The following is a 17,159-nucleotide window of genomic DNA, read 5'->3' as shown; positions in this document are numbered from 1 at the left end:
CGCAACAATGTTATGTTATTACATTTAGGAGATGATGATGCGGATGAAGATGAGCGTAAGCGCCCTTGTGTTAAGTTTGGCGATGACCGGACTGGCCTCAGCCAGTGATCTGAATGTGGTCACGTCCATTCGTCCGCTCCATTCGCTGGTAGCCAATGTGACCGATGGTGTATTGACGCCAACAAATATTGTGCCTGCCAATGCTTCGCCCCACCATTACTCATTGAAGCCTTCAGACGCCCAGGCGCTGCAGAACGCAGATATTATATTCTGGGTCGGCGACAATCTCGAGAGCTTTCTAGCCAAATCGATTACCTCCTTGCCGCAAACCGCCAAGGTGATTGCGCTGCAGGATCATCAAGATCATTTCCATTTCCTGCCCACGCGGGAAGTGAGCCTCGATGATCATCGCCGTGACGAGCACAATCATACCGAACATGAAGACCACGGGCATGAGCATGAACACGGCCACGACGATCATGACCACAAAGATGATCATGCGCATGGTGAGGAGCACAGCCACGATGATGAGGCACATGGGAACGATGATCATGGGCACGAAGAACAGGGCCACAATCATGGCAATACCGATTTGCATATGTGGTTGGACGTTGAAAATGCCAAACATTTTGTCGAATTGGTGGCCGAAGAACTCAGCGCAGCCGACGCGGCAAATGCCGTTCAATATCAGGAAAATGCCGCTAAAACTCTGGCGCAATTGGATGCGTTGAACGCGGAAATCAAAGCGCAGCTGGCCGGATTGGAAGACAAGAAATTTGTCACCTTCCACGATGCCTATCAATATTTTGAAACCCAATATGGCCTGTCGAACGCCGGCACCGTGACCCTGAGCCCGGACGTAAAGCCCGGCGCCAAGCGGTTGACCAAATTGAAGGCGCACCTCAAAGAAGATCAGATCAGCTGCATTTTCGCAGAGCCGCAATTTGACGCCAAACTGGTGGATTTAGCCGTGGAAGGGACGGACGTGAAACAGGCGGTGCTGGACCCGTTGGGCGCTGATCTGGCCGATGGGGCTGATCTGTACTTCGAGCTTATCCGCACTATGGGCAACAATTTTGCCGATTGCTTGAGCGAATAATCTTCACCCCACCCTAAGTCCCTCCCCCTCAAGGGGAGGGATTACGCATATGAAAAAGCGGTGGTTAGCGCTGCGCAGCCTAAGCACATATTTAGCGCCTCGGCGCGAGCCTTGGTGCTACGTGGCCTCATCTTCTCCGTGGGACCTCCCCGGACTTGATCCGGGGTCTGTGCAGCGCTGGCGGTCGGCGATGGTTTGGCTTTTTATTCAACGAATTGATTCTAAAGATGACTGGTTGCACTCACATGCGATTACCCTGCCTTGATGGGGAGGGGCTTCGCTTTGAATGCCTAGGCCAGCATATCATCTTGCGCGCGGCGCAGCTCTACGATTTTCAGGTTCGCGTCCGGGCTGGTATTGTCAGCGGTGATCAAGTCGCCTTTTTTGATCGGCGCGGTCACTCTTCCGCCTTCAATTAATCCCACTGGATGCGCTGCTTTCGCTTTGGCATCTTCCTGCGTCATGGTGAATGAGCGATAGCAATATTGCCCGATCGCATCGAGCGTTTCGCCCGGCTGCATATCCTTTTTGGCTACCGCGCACACATCCGCCACCGGCCGATCCATCGGCACCATATCCGACTGGCCATAAAGCGCGATCCGCGCACAGGTGAGCGGCACTTCCAAACTTGTGAGGTGGAACGGGCGATAGAGCGTGAAATAAGGCCCGCGCCCCACTTTCAAATCGGCCATGCGCTCATGGATACGCTCATGCGGGGCCTTCACCACCACAAACACCCCCGGCGCGACGCCCTTGCCGATCGTGTAATCCACTTTGCCTGCACCGGAGAGGATGCCGCCATCTTCTTTTGGAATCAGAATATCCTCAAGCGTATCAATGGTCGCCTCCGGCCCGTGCATGCCCGGCACGTCCGGCACCATGCCCGTGGCATTGGCCAGCGCCGCCATTTCCACCATGGTTTTGGAGCCGTCGACAAACTCCACCAGCATGCGCGGATTCATATTGCGGGCAAAGGCTTCCTCTTCATAATCATCCGGCACCGCATCAAATTTAAGCGGGTTATTCTTGCCCTTACCGGCGGAAATAATCGGCAGCTCCAGCGCGTTGGCAAAATCAATCAATTCCATGATGGAGGACGGCTCGTCGCCGGCGCCAACAGAATAAACCAGCCCAAGCTCTTTCGCACGACGATGCAGATAGGTGCCGACGGTCACATCGGCTTCCACATTCATCATCACCAGATGCTTGCCCGCCTCCAGCGTCAGCAAGCCAATTTCAGCGCCCACGCTCGGCTTGCCCGTCGCTTCAATCACCTGGCTCACATGGCCATTTTGCGCCACCAACCGCGCATCACCGCATACAGCAATCTTGCCCATTTCAATCGCGCGAGAAATGGCGGCATCATTTTCGCACACGACCGCCATCTCGCGATCACCATAGGCAATCTCAATCGCCTTGAGCGCATTTTCGATATTGCGCACCGCCACCGCGCCCACACGCATGCCGCGCATCCGACCAATCTGCAAAATCAAATCCGTGCCCATTTCCCCGGCACCGATCAGCCCCACAATGATCTCCCGACCGCTGTCTGCTAGTCGATAGAGATCGCGTGAAACACCGGTCATGGTGTCGCGGTTCATGTGGAATGGTTTGATGGTTTCTATGGTCATATAAGATACCGACAATGATAAAGTTGCGCCTTACTAACGCAAAATAGCACGCGAAGGCGACCCCAATCGTCACATCATATTGATTTTCTCAAAAGATCAGACCAATCTATCTGCCTTGTAAAAGGAGCGCTTATGACTGTCACCGCAAAAGACATTATTGATTTCTGGTTTGTCGAGCATGGAGAGAAAGATTGGTTTATGGGCGGCGAGGAATTTGACGCCAAAATCATCGACCGGTTTAAAGACACCCACACTGCCGCCGCGCGCGGTGATCTGTTTGATTGGCGCAATGACGCAGAAGGCCGTCTGGCCGAAATCATTATTCTCGACCAGTTCAGCCGGCAAATTTATCGCAAAGACAAGCGCGCCTTCGCCTCAGATATGCAGGCACTGACCCTGGCGCAAGAAATGGTGGCACGTGGGGATGATCAGACCTTAGACAATCGCATGCGCGTTTTTGCCTATATGCCCTATATGCACGCTGAAAGCCTCAAGGTGCATGATGAAGCGCTGAAATTGTTCAAGAGTTTGGGCAATGAAGATAGCCTCAATTATGAAATCAAGCACCGCGACATCATCGAACAATTTGGCCGCTATCCTTATCGCAACCAGGTGCTGGGGCGCAAAAACACGCCGGCGGAAGAAGAATTCCTCGCCGGCGAGTTTGATAGTTTTGGGCAGTAACAGCGACCTAGCGGGCTTCCTCGCCGATTAGTTTTGACCGCAAATGATTGGAGATATTGTCAAAGACAAACACCACAATCAGGATCAAGATCACCATATAGCCCACATTTTCCCAATCGGTGCCGGTGCGCATCGCCTCGAGCAATTTGAGGCCAATGCCCCCGGCACCCACCGCACCAATAATGGTGGCCGAGCGGGTGTTGGATTCCCAGAAATAGAGCGCTTGCGAGGCGAACAGCGGCAGCACCTGCGGCACCACGCCAAAGCGCTGCACTTCCACTGGCGACGCACCCAATGACTTCACGCCTTCACGCTGCTTGTCATCAACATTTTCCAGCGCTTCTGAATAGAGCTTGCCCAGCGTGCCCGTATCGGTGAAGAAAATCGCCGCGATCCCGGCAATCGGCCCCGGCCCGAATGAGCGGGTGAAAAACAGCGCCCAGATCAACATGTCCACCGAGCGCAAAAAGTCGAAAAGGCGCTTCATTAGCCAGTTGGCGGTGTTGGACCGTGTGATGTTGCGTGCCGCGATAAAGGCCAGCGGGAATGCGAGAACGCCCGCGAACAGCGTACCAACAAAAGCCATCACAATGGTTTGCAGCAGTTTTACAAACACATCGGCGTGCTGCCATTCGGCATTATAGAGGAAATCATGGATCGCCACGCTGAGATTGCTTTTGCCCTCTTCGATCTGCGGGCCAGCGGCAATCATGGTGATCACTTCAAACCCATTCATGCCCCAATAGGCGGAACCCGGATCAAAAAAGAAATTTTCCCAGCCCCAGAACCGGCGCCAAACACGCACCTGGGTGTTGCGGATTTCAATATTCCCGGCAAAGCCAAAGCTGAATTTCACGCGGCCATTGCGCGCTTCAAACGCGCTGGTGGCATTGGCGGGCAAGAGGGCCTCATCTTCGGTGATCGCCACGTCAAAACGCTGCCCGCCCTTGGTGATCTCCACCAGACCTTTTTGCACGACAATAAAATCATTCGCCGCAAAATCCACGCGATAGGCATCCCCCGCCGCGCTAGCGGTCACCCAATCGGGGTCCGGCTCAGCCCCAAGTGGCGAAAAGCGGGGATATTGCAGCTCCAACCCGTCATCACGGAAGCGAAATTTCGGCTGAGCCTGCCAGGAGACCCAATCCGCCATATAAAGCCCGGCCCGGTCCCACCGCGCATCGGAAAAGACTTGCGGGATATTGAAGAAGAAAAAGCACGCCACCAGATAAGCCAGCAAGGCACCGACAATGGCCAGCGGCCGGAATTTTTTCACCGGGTTCTGGTGAAACACCTCCGCATATTGCTCTTTCAGTTCAGCCCGGCGCTCAGCGCTCAGATTTGAAGTGGTCAACATAATCATATCCCCCTATGCGCCAAACTGGAACGCTTGATCGCCCACCATTTTGCGGCGCAGCCAACCCGAAAGCTGATCAACGGCCACAATGGTGACGAAGAGCAAAAGAATGATGGCGTAGGTTTTCGCCGCATGATCGCGCGACAAGGACAGGCGAAACACTTCGCCAATACCGCCCCCGCCCACCGCGCCAATGATGGTGGAGGCGCGCACATTGATCTCGGCGCGCAGCAAGGCATAGGACGTAAAGTTGGGCAGCACTTGTGGCACAATGGCAAAGCGCACCCGCTCAATCCAGCTGGCGCCAGCGGCCCGCAGGCCTTCGTCCGGCTTCATATCGGCATTTTCCACCACTTCAAAAAACAGCTTGCCCAGCGCGCCGATCGTATGGATTGACACCGCAGCAATCGCTGCAATCGGCCCCAGCGACAAGATCGCCGCCAACAGGCCCGCAATCACAATCTCGGGGAAGGCGCGCAGCAGCTCCATGATGCGGCGCACCACAAAGCGCACGGCTTTGGACCCGACCAGATTGGACGCCGCGAAAAAGCAGAGCACAAAGGCAATGCCGCCGCCCAACAAGGTGGAGACAAACGCAATATTGAGCGTGACCAGCATTTCATAGAAATATTCAGGCAAATATAAATCGCCGAACAGATAATGCCGCCCCTCTTCATAATCATATTTCAACGAGCCATCGGCATAGGGCGATGGCAAATCAAATAAGGCCCGGAAAATCTCGAGCGGATCATCGGGCAAAAAATTCAGCACAAAGTCGAAAAAATAGGGAAGGCGATCAATGAACTTGCCCGAGTTTGAGGCATTGGCGAACCACAAGGCCGCCACCAGAATGACACTCAAAATACCGATGGTGAGAAAACTATAAAGCTTCTTGGTTTGCGCCAGTTCCTGATAATGCCGATGCACCGCACGGGTGGCATCAGAAAGCTTTGGCGTTGGGGATTGGCTTGCAGCACCCATTGATCAACTCATTTCTCTAGATAGAAAAAGGACCGATCCATAGACCGGTCCTTTCAAAAATATTCAGATTAACCGCCAATTTTGGCTTTGCGAGCGTCCACAATGGTTTCGTAGAAAGAGTGATCAACTTCCACATAGCCATTATAGTTGCCGCCCTGAATGGCAGAGAAGCACTCAGGATTTGATTTTGGCAGCTCTTTCATAAAGGTCACGAACTTGGCACGGACATCCTCGTCCAGATCAGCGCGCACAACAATCGGGCCGTTCGGGATCAAAGGCGAACGCCAGATTTCTTGCACGTCTTCCATGTCCAAAAGGCCTTTATCCACCATCTTGCGGATATTGCCTGAAGAATAGCCGTCCAGATATTCGCCAACGCCTGATGACCAGGTCACGCCAGCATCAATTTTGCCGTCCAGCACGGCCAATACGTTGTTCTCGTGACCACCATTGAAAGAGGTTTCTGAGAAATATTCATCAACGGGCATGCCCAGCTCTTTTGGCAACGCCACAGAGGGGACCAAGAAGCCGGAAGTTGAATCCGGGTCAGCATAACCAAGATGCTTGCCCTTCATATCGTCCAGAGATTCGATGCCGCTGTCGGAACGCGCCAGCATGATCGAGTGATAACCGGTGGCTCCATCAATCTGCTCGGTGGTCAAGATCGGATCAACCGCTTCCGGATCTTGCAGATAAACTGCTGCATAGCCAGATGCGCCCAGCTCGGCATAATCAAGTGTGCCGCCCAAAAGGCCCTGGATCACGCCATCATAGTCAGCGGCCGGGAACAATTGCACGTCGTTCACGCCAATGGCTTCCGGCAAAAGATCAATCAGGCACTGATTGTTGCGCAGACGGTCGGCTTCATTTTCGCCGCCCAAAATACCAACGCGGAATGTATCAAGCGCCATGGCAGTTGAGGACATGGCCACAACAGCTACAGCAGACAAAAGGCCAGTACGGATCGCATTCATGGGGATTCTCCTAAAATTATGCGGTTTACCGTTGAAATTCATTGCTGCGCCTCAGCGCATCAATTCAGCGTCACGTGCGCCTCGTCGGCATCACGATAGGGCCCGCGGCGTTTTTGCGCGGGGGTCTTATAATCGTCTTCAAGAGAAGTCGAGGTCATGCTTTCAGAGAAGGCGTCTTTCAGCCCTTCGGCACCATAAATGCGGCGCGCCACCTCAGTGGTCAGCGCTTCGGGCGGGCCATCAAACACCACCTCGCCATGGGCCATGCCGATAATCCGCTCGCAATAATTGCGTGCCGTATCCAGCGTGTGCAGATTGGTGATGACGGTGATGCCATCATCTTCATTGATCGCCTTCAAACTATCCATCACCACTTTCGCGTTGCGCGGGTCGAGCGAGGCAATCGGCTCGTCGGCCAAAATCATTTTCGGCTGCTGCATCAGGGCGCGGGCGATGGCCACACGCTGCTGCTGCCCGCCGGACAAAGTGCCCGCGCGCTGCAATGCGGTTTGCGCAATGCTCAACCGCTCCAGCGCTTCCAGCGCTTCAAGCTGCTCTTCTTCGGTGAAACTTTTGATGAGGGAAGAGAATGTGTTGCGGCGGTTCAACCGTCCCAGCATCACATTGGCGAGCACATCCAAGCGCGGCACCAGATTGAACTGCTGAAAGATCATTGCGCAATCGCGTTGCCAATTGCGCAGCTCAGCGCCTTTCAGGCTGGAGACTTTGGTGCCATCAAACTCGATGGCCCCGTCGCTGGTGGCAATCAATTGGTTGATCATGCGCAACAGGGTGGATTTGCCCGCCCCGGATTGACCGATCACCCCCACCATTTCGCCAGACGCGATGGAGAGGTTGACATTTTTCACCGCCAACTTGTCTCCAAATCGGCGATTAACATTTTGCAGCTTCAACATGTAAAGATGTGCCCCTATTCGAATTCGGGCCCATCTCTATTGGCGCTGCTTTACATAAAAATGTCGGTTAGATGTCAGATTTGTGAAAGTCGACTTTGATAGACAAATATAAGTGGAAAAGCCGGCCTTTCCTAGCTTTCAATCTCCAACTGCACCGTCTCGCCGCGAAAGCGCGAGCGGGTATATTGCAGCTTCTCCCCCGATTCTGACACATTCACGCTGGTGATCTGCATCAGCGGAAACCCCACCTCCACCTGCAACAGGCGCGCATCATCCGCCGTGGCGGCAATGGCGGTCACCCAGCTCTTATCGCGCTTGTAATTTTCATAGCCCGCCCGGGCCAATGCCTTGGAAATTGACCCCAGCTCGGCATAGTGCGGCACCAGATCAGGCAGCAAATCTTTGCAGAACCAGATGGTCGCCACCGTGATCGGCACCCCATCGGCCACCCGCAGGGTCTCAATGCGCAGCACGGGGTCGCCCGCCGCGATATCAAGATGTTTGGCCACCTCTTCATCTGCCGATTCTTCGGCGGAGGAAATCAGCCGCCCCCCCGGCTGACGCTTCTGGGCGCTGATAATTTCAGAAAAGCGCGTGCGCGAGGAAATCGGATAGGTGATGGGCGCATCCGCCACAAAGGTGCCGCGGCCGCGCGTGGCGGTGAGAAACCCGTTTTCTGTCAACGCAGCGATGGCGCGCCGCACTGTATGGCGATTCACTTCATAATCATTGGCCAACTCAATTTCCGTCGGCAATTGCGTGCCCGGCTTATAGGTGCCTGCAACAATTTCATGTTGTAAACGTTCAGCGATTTGCCGCCAAAGGGACACGCCCCGTCCACGTTCAATCTTGTTCAAACCCTGTACTCCCGCGCCCTTGATGCCGTCATATGGCTGCAACAATTTCGCACTTTAATAAACCATACAAACAAAAGTATACAAATATATACAAATAGTATAGACAAATTTTTTGAAATGCGTTAGGACAGCACCCGTTCTGATCGTTCAAAACTGAAAAGAGCCAATCTATGACCGCGCCTTCCTCCCCTGACACACAAGCTGAAAATGCTGAGGTGATCGCTCGCCAGCGCGTTATGCGCGTTTTGGCGCAAGCGCCCGACCAACAACTTGAAGAGCTGTATGAGAAATTTGCTGACAAGCCAGACTGGACATTCGCCCGCAAGCCTGAAACGGGCCTTGTGATGACACGCGGGCGGATCGGCGGCGGCGGGGCACCGTTCAATCTGGGCGAAATGACAGTGACCCGCGCCGCCATTCAATTGAAGAGCGGCGAAGTTGGCCATGCCTATTGCCAGGGCCGCAATCAACGCAAAGCCGCCATCGCCGCCTTTTTCGACGCTGCCTGGTTGAGCGAAGCGCACAAGCAAAGCGTTGAAGCCAACATCATCGCGCCGTTGGAGCAAGAGCAGCTCACGGCAAAAAAAGACAAGCTGAAAAAAGCTGCCGCCACAAAGGTCGACTTTTTCACCATGGTGCGGGGAGACGGATAATGACGATGTCCCAACAAACCATCGCGCAAGGCTTCACCGACCTGACCCATCAAAGCCAGCAGAGCTTTAAAGCGATTATGGATGCCATGGCGCAGCCGGGCAAAATCTATGATGCGCCGCACAAGCTGAGTGATGCAGGCGCCCTCAACCCGGTCGCTGCCATGGTTGCGCTTACCCTTTGTGACGCGGAAACGCTGATCTATCTCGACGACACGCTCAACACGACAGAGACACGCCAATTCCTAGCGTTCCACACCGGCGCAGCAACCACAAGCGACCCGCAAAAAGCGCAATTTGCCTTTTTGAGCAGCGCGGAAGCCCTCGAAGGCGACCATAAATTCAATATGGGCAAACATGAATATCCTGACCAATCCACCACGGTGATTGTCGCCGTGAATGATTTGGTCAATCAGGCAGGCGCCACGCTTTCCGGACCCGGCATCGAAACCAGCCGCGCCTTCGCTTCCTCCAGCTTGAACCAAAAATTCTGGCAACAAGCGGAAGCCAACAATGCGGAATACCCATTGGGCATCGACCATATTTTCGTGACCGAAACCCAACTGGCCGCCCTGCCCCGCTCTACCAAAATCAATCTCGATCCGGCGCAAGGAGAATAGACATGTATGTTGCTGTAAAAGGTGGCGAAAAGGCCATCAAAAACGCCCACACATTGTTTGCTGCCAAACGTCGGGGCAATGAAAATGTGCCCGGCCTGCGCCTCGATCAGATCACTGAGCAATTGTCCTTCGCCGTGGATCGCGTGATGGGCGAAGGCTCGCTTTATGACCCGGAACTGGCGGCCATGGCCATTCGGCAGGCACAAGGTGATTTGATCGAAGCCATCTTCTTGATCCGCGCCTATCGCACCACCTTGCCGCGCTTTGGCTATGCGGAGCCTATCGAAACCGGCAAGATGGCCATTGAGCGACGCATCTCGGCAACCTTTAAAGATTTGCCCGGCGGCCAAGTGCTTGGGCCAACTTTTGACTATTCCCACCGCCTGATCAATTTTGATTTTGACCCTGAGGCGGCCCCCGAATCACCCCCTTCTAGTGATGAAGACATCGATCTGAATGCGGAAGTGCCGCGCGTTTCTGACATTTTGGGCAAGTCCGGCATGATTGAGCCAGACCATCAATTCGACGAAGGCCATGAAACAGGCGATTTAACCCGTACCCCGATCGACTTTCCAACAGATCGCGATGTGCGGCTGCAAAATCTGGCGCGTGGTGACGAAGGCTTTTTGCTGGCATTGGGTTACTCCACCCAGCGCGGCTATGCCCGCTCGCACCCCTTCGCGGGTGAAATTCGTTTTGGCGAAGTCGAGCTGGAGTTCTTTGCGGAAGAGCTTGGCTTTGCCGTGCCCATCGGCACCATGGAAGTGACCGAATGCCAAATGATCAACCAGTTTAAAGGCAGCGCCAAAGCGCCGCCTGCTTTCACCCGCGGGTACGGTTTGGTGTTCGGGCAAGCAGAACGCAAAGCCATGTCGATGGCGCTGGTGGACCGCTCGCTCCGCTGGAAAGAGCTGGGCGAAGAATTCTCCGCCCCGGCGCAAGATCAGGAATTTGTGCTGTCGCACTCCGACAATATTCAGGCCACAGGCTTTGTGGAGCATTTGAAGCTGCCCCACTACGTAGATTTCCAGGCCGAGCTAGACCTGATCCGCACCATGCGCAAGGAATTTGACGCACAACAGAACAAAGATGGCGACGACGACGCGCCGAAAATGGAGGCGGCCCAATGAGCCTTGATCAATTGACCAATGAGGCCCCGGCCTACAATTTTGCGTATCTCGACGAGCAAACCAAACGCATGATCCGCCGTGCGATCCTCAAAGGCATCGCCGTGCCGGGCTATCAAGTGCCGTTCGCCGCGCGCGAAATGCCCATGCCCTATGGCTGGGGCACTGGCGGCGTGCAGGTTACGGCCTCAGTTTTGGGCGAAAGCGACATTCTCAAAGTGATCGACCAAGGTGCGGACGACACGACAAATGCGGTCTCCATCCGGAACTTTTTCGCCAAAACCGCCAATGTGGAGCTAACAACCCACACCAGCGAAGCCACGGTAATTCAAACCCGGCACCGCATTCCGGAAGAAGAGCTGCAAGAACATCAAACGCTGGTTTATCAAGTGCCGATTCCCGAGCCGCTGCGCTTTTTGGAACCACGGGAAACCGAGACCCGCAAAATGCACGCCTTGAGCGAATATGGCCTGATCCATGTAAAGCTCTATGAAGATATTGCCACCCATGGCCATATCGCCACCACTTATGCCTATCCGGTGATGGTGGAGGGCCGCTATGTAATGGACCCATCCCCGACCCCAAAATTCGACAACCCGAAAATGCACAAATCCAAAGCGCTGCAATTGTTCGGCGCAGGCCGCGAAAAGCGGATCTACGCCCTGCCGCCGCACACCGATGTGGTGAGCCTTGATTTTGAAGACCACCCCTTCACCATTCAGGAATGGCCCGACACACAATGCGCTATGTGCGGCGCTGAAGGCGTCTATTTTGACGAGGTGATTTTGGATGATGCGGGCAACAATATGTTTGTGTGCTCGGACAGTGACTATTGCGAAACCCGCCAGAGCGAAGGTCATCTTGGCCCGCTAAATGCCGACTATAAGGAGCGCATGCAATGAGCCTTGATCAAGACCTGCCTTTGTTGAGCGTGAAAAATCTATCCCATTTTTATGGCCAACATCTGGGCTGTAAGGATGTCAATTTCGACCTTTATCCCGGCGAAGTGCTGGCGATTGTGGGCGAAAGTGGATCGGGCAAAACCACCCTGCTCAATTGCCTTTCCACCCAAATCATCCCGACCGACGGCGCGGTCTATTATCGTGGCCGCAAGGGACAGTCGGACAATCTCTATGAGATGAGCGAAGCGCAACAACGCATTTTGCTGCGCACCGATTGGGGCTTTGTGCGCCAGCATCCACGCGATGGGTTGCGTATGAATGTGTCGGCTGGCGCCAATGTCGGCGAACGCTTAATGGCCCTCGGCGACCGGCACTACGGCAAAATCCGCGACACGGCGCTCGACTGGTTGGAGAAGGTGGAAATTCAAGTGGACCGCATCGACGATGCCCCGCGCACCTTTTCCGGCGGCATGCAGCAGCGGCTGCAAATTGCCCGTAATTTGGTGACCAATCCTCGCCTTGTGTTTATGGACGAACCCACCGGCGGCCTCGATGTGTCCGTGCAGGCGCGCCTGCTCGATTTGATTCGCCGCCTGGTGGCCGAGCTTGGCCTCTCCATCATTATTGTCACCCACGATCTGGCTGTCGCACGTTTGTTGTCAGACCGCATTATGGTGATGAAAGACGGCAAGGTGATTGAGCAAGGTCTAACCGACCAGGTGCTCGACGACCCACACCAAGCCTATACGCAATTGCTGGTGTCATCCATTCTGCATGTGGGGAGTTAATCCAATGCAACAAAAGATTTTGAGTGTTCAAAACCTGACTAAATCCTTCGTGATGCATTTGCAAAACGGTTTGCAATTGCCTGTTATGGACGGGGCAGGATTTGAAGTCTTCGCTGGCGAATGCGTGGTGCTTGGCGGCCCGTCAGGCGCGGGCAAATCCACCTTGCTGAAAATGATCTATGGCAACTATGCCGCTGATGCAGGCGAAATCATCATCACCCATGGCGATCAGCATACCGACTTGGTCACCGCGTCGCCGCGCGAGATCTTGCGCCTGCGCCAATCCACCATCGGCTATGTGAGCCAATTCTTGTCAGCGATTCCTCGCGTGTCTGCCCTTGATCTGGTGGCACAAGTGGCCCGCCAATGGGGCCACAGCGAAGAGGTGGCCCAAGAAAAGGCCGCCAAAATGCTTGGCCAATTGAATATTCCCGAGCATTTGTGGGGCCTGCCCCCCGCCACCTTCTCTGGCGGCGAGCAACAACGGGTGAACATTGCGCGCGGCTTTATGGGTGAGCATAAATTGCTGTTGCTCGATGAGCCGACCGCCTCGCTTGATGCGGCCAACCGTCAAGTTGTGCTGTCGCTGATTGAGGAACGCAAGGCCAATGGCACCGCCATGCTGGGCATTTTTCACGATGCGGACACACGCGACAAGGTGGCCGATCGGGTGATTGATGTCACCAAATTCGCGGTACAACGCGCAGCATAAATTGGCGAAATAAATGACTGTCAAATTGCTGACATTTAAATAGACTATGCGAAGGCGCGAGTTCACGCCTTCCAATTCTTAAGGTCCCTTATGTCTGAGCGTTATGCGATATATTATGCGCCCGCCACAAATGACTCTTTGTGGCAAAAAGCCAGCCAATGGCTGGGGGGCGATTGCCATCAAAATTGCGAGCTGGCCCAGCCTTCCATTGTGGGCATCACGCCGGTGGACCAATATGAATTGACCGCCTCGCCGCGACGTTACGGGTTTCACGCCACCATCAAGGCACCTTTCCATTTGGCCGATAATACAAATATTGATTCTCTGCGGCGGGAGCTGAGAGCATTTGCCAATGTGCAAAAACCTGTCGAAATCGGCGCCCTGAACGTGCATCAGATCGGCAAATTTATCGCGATGGTGCCTGCACAACAAAGCGAAGAGTTGACCAAATTCGCACAAAAAGTGGTGCGCCATTTTGATCGCTACCGTGCGCCGCTTAGCCAGGAAGAACGGCAAGAACGCATCGCCTCTGGCCTCAATGAACGCCAGATCGAGCTGCTGGATAAATGGGGCTACCCCTATGTGAGCGAGCAATTCAAAATGCACCTGACCCTAACAGGGCAATTGGATGAACTGGCGGGCAAGATGTTTTTTGAGGCCGCACAGCATTGGTTTGCAGAAGAGCTGGAACGCACCTACACCTTCAACAATTTGGCGCTCTATCACGAGCCAGAACAAGGCGCGCCTTTTGTCCGATTAGAAGATTACCCCCTAAGGGGCTGAACGAAAGCTGAGATGAAATGTACGAAGATCTAAGCATTAAAAATGCAAAGCTGATCCTTGCCGACAGCGAAATGACCGGCGCCCTCAACGTGAAAGACGGCATGATCGCCGACATGGCCAGCAGCGGCAACACCGGCCTCGACTTTGATGGCGATTATCTCGTCCCCGGCCTGGTGGAATTGCACACTGATCATTTGGAAAGCCACTACCGTCCACGTCCCGGCGTCTTCTGGGACCCAATGGCCGCCCTGCACGCCCACGACGCGCAAGTCACTTCATCTGGCATCACCACCGTTTTCGACGCGGTGCGGATCGGCTCTGATACCGATATGAAAAACATGGGCGAGCACGTCGATGTGTTGGTGAGTGCCATCACCAAGGCCAAGGCGGAAAAACGCCTCCGTTCGGACCATTTGATCCATTTGCGCTGTGAGCTATCCAGCCATGATGCGTTGGAGCAGTTTGAGCAATATTGCCAAAATGAACTGGTGAAACTGGCCTCACTGATGGACCACACACCGGGCCAACGCCAATTCATGCAGCTGGAACAATATTACCTTTATTACCAAGGCAAAACCGGCATGAGCGACGCGGAGATGGAAGAATTCATCGCCGCACGTATCGCCGAGCACGAACAATTTTCTGCGCCGAACCGCCAAGCGATTGTAAAGCGCGGGCATGAGATTGGTCTGGCCCTTGCCAGCCATGATGATGCCACCGCCGAACATGTGGATGAAGCCAAGCGTGACGGCGTTGCCATTGCCGAATTCCCAACCACCATTGAAGCGGCGAAAGCCTCTCGCGATGCGAACTTGGCGATTCTGATGGGCGCCCCAAACGTGGTGCGCGGCAAATCGCATTCCGGCAATATTTCGGCCACCGATTTGGCGAAGGAAGATTTGCTGGATGTGTTGAGCTCAGATTATGTGCCCTTTTCGCTGATGCAAGGCGCGTTCAAACTGGCTGAAAATGTGGAGCAGATCACGCTGCCCCATGCCATTGCCAAAGTCTCGCTTAATCCAGCGCGGGCAGCCGGGCTTGATGATCGCGGCGAATTGGCCGTGGGCAAAAAAGCCGACTTTGCGCGGGTGAGTTTGCCCGAAGATGGCGTGCCGATTGTGCGCGCCGTTTGGCGCGATGGCCAACGCGTAATCTAGGGAACACATGATGTCTGACGCCTATAAGGGCATTTTAATCTTTGTCGTCGGCCCTTCTGGCGCGGGCAAAGACAGTTTAATGGCGGGCGCGGCCACCGCGCTCAGCCAAGACCCCAAAATCAGCTTTGTGCGCCGCCTGATCACCCGCGAGGCAATGGCTGAACTGGAGGATCACGGCACCATCAGCGAAGCCCAATATGAAGAAATGGTGCAGCAGGGCAACTTCGCCTTGCATTGGCGCGCCCATGGGCTGGGCTACATCATCCCGAAAACTATTGAGGATGACCTACGCGCAGGTAAAACCTTGATCTGCAACACATCGCGCAACCAACTGCCTATCGCCCACCAAAAATATCCCATCCACGTAATCAACATCACCGCACCATTGGCCTTACGCGCCGAACGCCTTGCGGGACGTGGCCGGGAAACCAAAGAAGAAATCACCCAGCGGCTCAACCGCAAAGTGGACGACATCGACCCCGATTTGCCGCAGACTCAAATCATCAATGATCAATCCTTGGAGATTGGCATTGCCCGTTTGCTCGATGCAATCAACGAAGCGAGAACGCAAAAAACCGCGATGTAAAAATCGGGTCGAGTTTCGACAAGCCTTACGCAATGTTCCTCCAAAAAGGAGCAAAATATGTCGATTAAATTCACCGCAATTCCCACCGAAATAGCCGATGGCTGGCGCAATGGCGGCACGGACGCACATGGCCAAAAGCCAGAACACCGCATTTCAGACGGCGGCGCGCCCTGTCGCCATTGTCTGAAAAACATACCCGAGGGCAAAGGCGTTCTGCTCGGGGCCTATAAGCCCTTTCAATCAATTGGTGCTTTCGCCGAAATCGGTCCCATTTTCATCTGCGAAGACGATTGCCAGCGCTTCGAAAGTGAAAATGGCAAACTGCCACCCGTGATTGCTGAACGCGAGCAGTTTCTGATCCGCGGCTATTCGGCAGATGAGAAAATTGATTATCGCACGGGTCAGATCGTGAAGGTGAATGAATTGCCTGCCCACGCTGAGCAAATATTCGCGCTTCAAGAGGTGGCCTTTATCCACATTCGATCTGCAGCCTATAGTTGCTTTACAGCCCGCATTGATCGCACCGATTGATCATCTCATTTCCGCCGCACTTATCAGGCAATTTTGCCGCAGCCAGCACAAGTTTGCTGGCTGTTTTTTATGGGTTCTGATATGAGCCTTTTGCGAAAATGCGGTTGGGAGTTTTTATGCGTAAATTATTGCTTGGTTTAGTTTTGATGTTGCCATTGGCAGCGTGTACCACCATGACCAGCCAATTGCCGGCTGCCCTGACCGCACGGATGGATACAAACAATCCGCAATTGGATCGGCAAGCCGCCCTGAACCTGATCAACCAATATCGCACAGCCAACGGCCTTAACATGTTGACCTTGGACGCAAATGTGCAGGTGAAAGCCCAAGACGCTGCCGTGGCCTACGCCAAAAATGGCAACAGCCAGGCCGCCACCAGGCCGCTGAATGTGCCCGGCGAAACCGCTAGCCTCACCAGCGCCGGCTATGCCACTTTCGCCGATGCATTCTCTGGCTGGCGAAACAGCACCAAAGATTCAAAAGTGCTGCTCAATCCCTTCGCCTCAAAAGCGGCCATCGCCGTGCATTATGACGCCAACTCCACCTATGGCACCTATTGGGTGCTGGGCCTGGCCAAATGAGTGCGCGACTGGTGGACACACGGGGGCTGAATTGCCCCCTGCCCGTCATCAAGGCCGAAAAAGCACTAGCCGAAATGCCCGCCGGGCAAGCCATCACCCTTTTGGCCACCGACCCGCTGGCAGAAATTGACATCCCCAATATGTGCAACAAACAGGGTTTTACCCTTGCCGAGCACAGCAATGAAGATGGCGTGATCCGCTTTATCATCCAAAAATAATTGC

20 protein-coding genes are annotated in these 17,159 nt (G+C 54.4%); 14 read left to right on the top strand and 6 right to left on the bottom strand.

Translation table 11 applies throughout. The features are described from left to right. Window positions 1-37 precede the first annotated feature (37 nt). Window positions 38-1,099: a zinc ABC transporter substrate-binding protein gene (locus L1I42_RS13225; protein WP_305067709.1), complete on the top strand. Its 1,062-nt coding sequence runs from the start codon at window positions 38-40 to the stop codon at window positions 1,097-1,099. Between the two features lie 290 nt (window positions 1,100-1,389). Here L1I42_RS13225 and L1I42_RS13220 read toward each other — a convergent pair whose 3' ends face one another. Next, window positions 1,390-2,700 carry an NAD(P)H-dependent oxidoreductase gene (locus L1I42_RS13220; RefSeq protein WP_236115503.1) on the bottom strand — a complete coding sequence of 437 codons (1,311 nt, stop codon included), beginning with the start codon at window positions 2,698-2,700 and terminating at the stop codon, window positions 1,390-1,392. Window positions 2,701-2,862: 162 nt separating this feature from the next. Here L1I42_RS13220 and L1I42_RS13215 point away from each other — a divergent pair, with 162 nt between their 5' ends. Further along, window positions 2,863-3,414, top strand: a complete 552-nt coding sequence (locus L1I42_RS13215) for a DUF924 family protein (RefSeq protein ID WP_236115150.1) — start codon at window positions 2,863-2,865, stop codon at window positions 3,412-3,414. Window positions 3,415-3,421: 7 nt separating this feature from the next. On the opposite strand, the gene phnE (L1I42_RS13210) is transcribed toward L1I42_RS13215, so the two are convergent. The 5 genes from phnE (L1I42_RS13210) to phnF all read right to left on the bottom strand — a co-directional run bounded on the left by phnE (L1I42_RS13210) (window position 3,422) and on the right by phnF (window position 8,500). Continuing rightward, complete coding sequence (gene phnE / locus L1I42_RS13210; protein WP_236115149.1) at window positions 3,422-4,771, bottom strand: phosphonate ABC transporter, permease protein PhnE; 1,350 nt, start codon at window positions 4,769-4,771, stop codon at window positions 3,422-3,424. A gap of 12 nt (window positions 4,772-4,783) precedes the next feature. Next, the gene (gene phnE / locus L1I42_RS13205; RefSeq protein ID WP_236115148.1) at window positions 4,784-5,752 is read right to left on the bottom strand and encodes a phosphonate ABC transporter, permease protein PhnE; all 969 of its coding nucleotides are present in this window, start codon (window positions 5,750-5,752) and stop codon (window positions 4,784-4,786) included. 68 nt (window positions 5,753-5,820) lie between these two features. Then, on the bottom strand, window positions 5,821-6,726 hold the full coding sequence (phnD, locus tag L1I42_RS13200; protein ID WP_236115147.1) for a phosphonate ABC transporter substrate-binding protein: 906 nt from the start codon (window positions 6,724-6,726) through the stop codon (window positions 5,821-5,823). Between the two features lie 59 nt (window positions 6,727-6,785). Next, window positions 6,786-7,643, bottom strand: a complete 858-nt coding sequence (gene phnC, locus L1I42_RS13195) for a phosphonate ABC transporter ATP-binding protein (RefSeq protein WP_236115146.1) — start codon at window positions 7,641-7,643, stop codon at window positions 6,786-6,788. A 131-nt stretch (window positions 7,644-7,774) separates the two neighbouring features. Then, complete coding sequence (phnF, locus tag L1I42_RS13190) at window positions 7,775-8,500, bottom strand: phosphonate metabolism transcriptional regulator PhnF (protein WP_236115145.1); 726 nt, start codon at window positions 8,498-8,500, stop codon at window positions 7,775-7,777. A gap of 170 nt (window positions 8,501-8,670) precedes the next feature. Between phnF and phnG the strand changes: the two genes are divergently transcribed. From phnG to L1I42_RS13130, 12 genes are all read left to right on the top strand, one after another. Further along, on the top strand, window positions 8,671-9,153 hold the full coding sequence (gene phnG, locus L1I42_RS13185; RefSeq protein ID WP_236115144.1) for a phosphonate C-P lyase system protein PhnG: 483 nt from the start codon (window positions 8,671-8,673) through the stop codon (window positions 9,151-9,153). Beyond that, window positions 9,153-9,770 carry a phosphonate C-P lyase system protein PhnH gene (gene phnH, locus L1I42_RS13180; protein ID WP_236115143.1) on the top strand — a complete coding sequence of 206 codons (618 nt, stop codon included), beginning with the start codon at window positions 9,153-9,155 and terminating at the stop codon, window positions 9,768-9,770. The genes phnG and phnH overlap by 1 nt, the downstream gene beginning before the upstream one ends. 2 nt (window positions 9,771-9,772) lie before the next feature. After that, window positions 9,773-10,900, top strand: a complete 1,128-nt coding sequence (locus L1I42_RS13175; RefSeq protein WP_236115142.1) for a carbon-phosphorus lyase complex subunit — start codon at window positions 9,773-9,775, stop codon at window positions 10,898-10,900. Next, window positions 10,897-11,799: an alpha-D-ribose 1-methylphosphonate 5-phosphate C-P-lyase PhnJ gene (locus tag L1I42_RS13170; RefSeq protein ID WP_236115141.1), complete on the top strand. Its 903-nt coding sequence runs from the start codon at window positions 10,897-10,899 to the stop codon at window positions 11,797-11,799. The genes L1I42_RS13175 and L1I42_RS13170 overlap by 4 nt, the downstream gene beginning before the upstream one ends. Then, entirely contained in the window at window positions 11,796-12,587 is a 792-nt protein-coding gene (gene phnK, locus L1I42_RS13165) for a phosphonate C-P lyase system protein PhnK (RefSeq protein WP_236115140.1), read from the top strand. Before L1I42_RS13170 ends, phnK begins: the two co-directional genes overlap by 4 nt. Before the next feature lie 4 nt (window positions 12,588-12,591). Further along, window positions 12,592-13,299: a phosphonate C-P lyase system protein PhnL gene (phnL, locus tag L1I42_RS13160; RefSeq protein ID WP_236115139.1), complete on the top strand. Its 708-nt coding sequence runs from the start codon at window positions 12,592-12,594 to the stop codon at window positions 13,297-13,299. A gap of 90 nt (window positions 13,300-13,389) precedes the next feature. After that, a complete protein-coding gene (locus L1I42_RS13155) occupies window positions 13,390-14,082 on the top strand; it encodes a DUF1045 domain-containing protein (RefSeq protein WP_236115138.1) in 693 nt (230 codons plus the stop codon). Window positions 14,083-14,099: 17 nt separating this feature from the next. Beyond that, window positions 14,100-15,239 (top strand): alpha-D-ribose 1-methylphosphonate 5-triphosphate diphosphatase, encoded by a 1,140-nt coding sequence (locus L1I42_RS13150; protein WP_236115137.1) that lies wholly within the window; start codon window positions 14,100-14,102, stop codon window positions 15,237-15,239. Between the two features lie 10 nt (window positions 15,240-15,249). Then, complete coding sequence (phnN, locus tag L1I42_RS13145; protein WP_236115136.1) at window positions 15,250-15,825, top strand: phosphonate metabolism protein/1,5-bisphosphokinase (PRPP-forming) PhnN; 576 nt, start codon at window positions 15,250-15,252, stop codon at window positions 15,823-15,825. A 57-nt stretch (window positions 15,826-15,882) separates the two neighbouring features. Further along, window positions 15,883-16,356: a DUF1203 domain-containing protein gene (locus tag L1I42_RS13140; protein ID WP_236115135.1), complete on the top strand. Its 474-nt coding sequence runs from the start codon at window positions 15,883-15,885 to the stop codon at window positions 16,354-16,356. Between the two features lie 116 nt (window positions 16,357-16,472). Further along, window positions 16,473-16,937, top strand: coding sequence for a CAP domain-containing protein (locus L1I42_RS13135; RefSeq protein WP_236115134.1), 465 nt, complete (start codon window positions 16,473-16,475; stop codon window positions 16,935-16,937). Beyond that, entirely contained in the window at window positions 16,934-17,155 is a 222-nt protein-coding gene (locus tag L1I42_RS13130; RefSeq protein ID WP_236115133.1) for a sulfurtransferase TusA family protein, read from the top strand. The genes L1I42_RS13135 and L1I42_RS13130 overlap by 4 nt, the downstream gene beginning before the upstream one ends. The last annotated feature ends 4 nt before the right edge of the window (window positions 17,156-17,159 follow it).

Source organism: Maritalea mediterranea (assembly GCF_021568695.1).
GTDB lineage: Bacteria > Pseudomonadota > Alphaproteobacteria > Rhizobiales > Devosiaceae > Maritalea > Maritalea mediterranea.
Note: the sequence above shows the minus strand (reverse complement) of the source record. Positions and strands in the feature narration are given on the sequence as shown.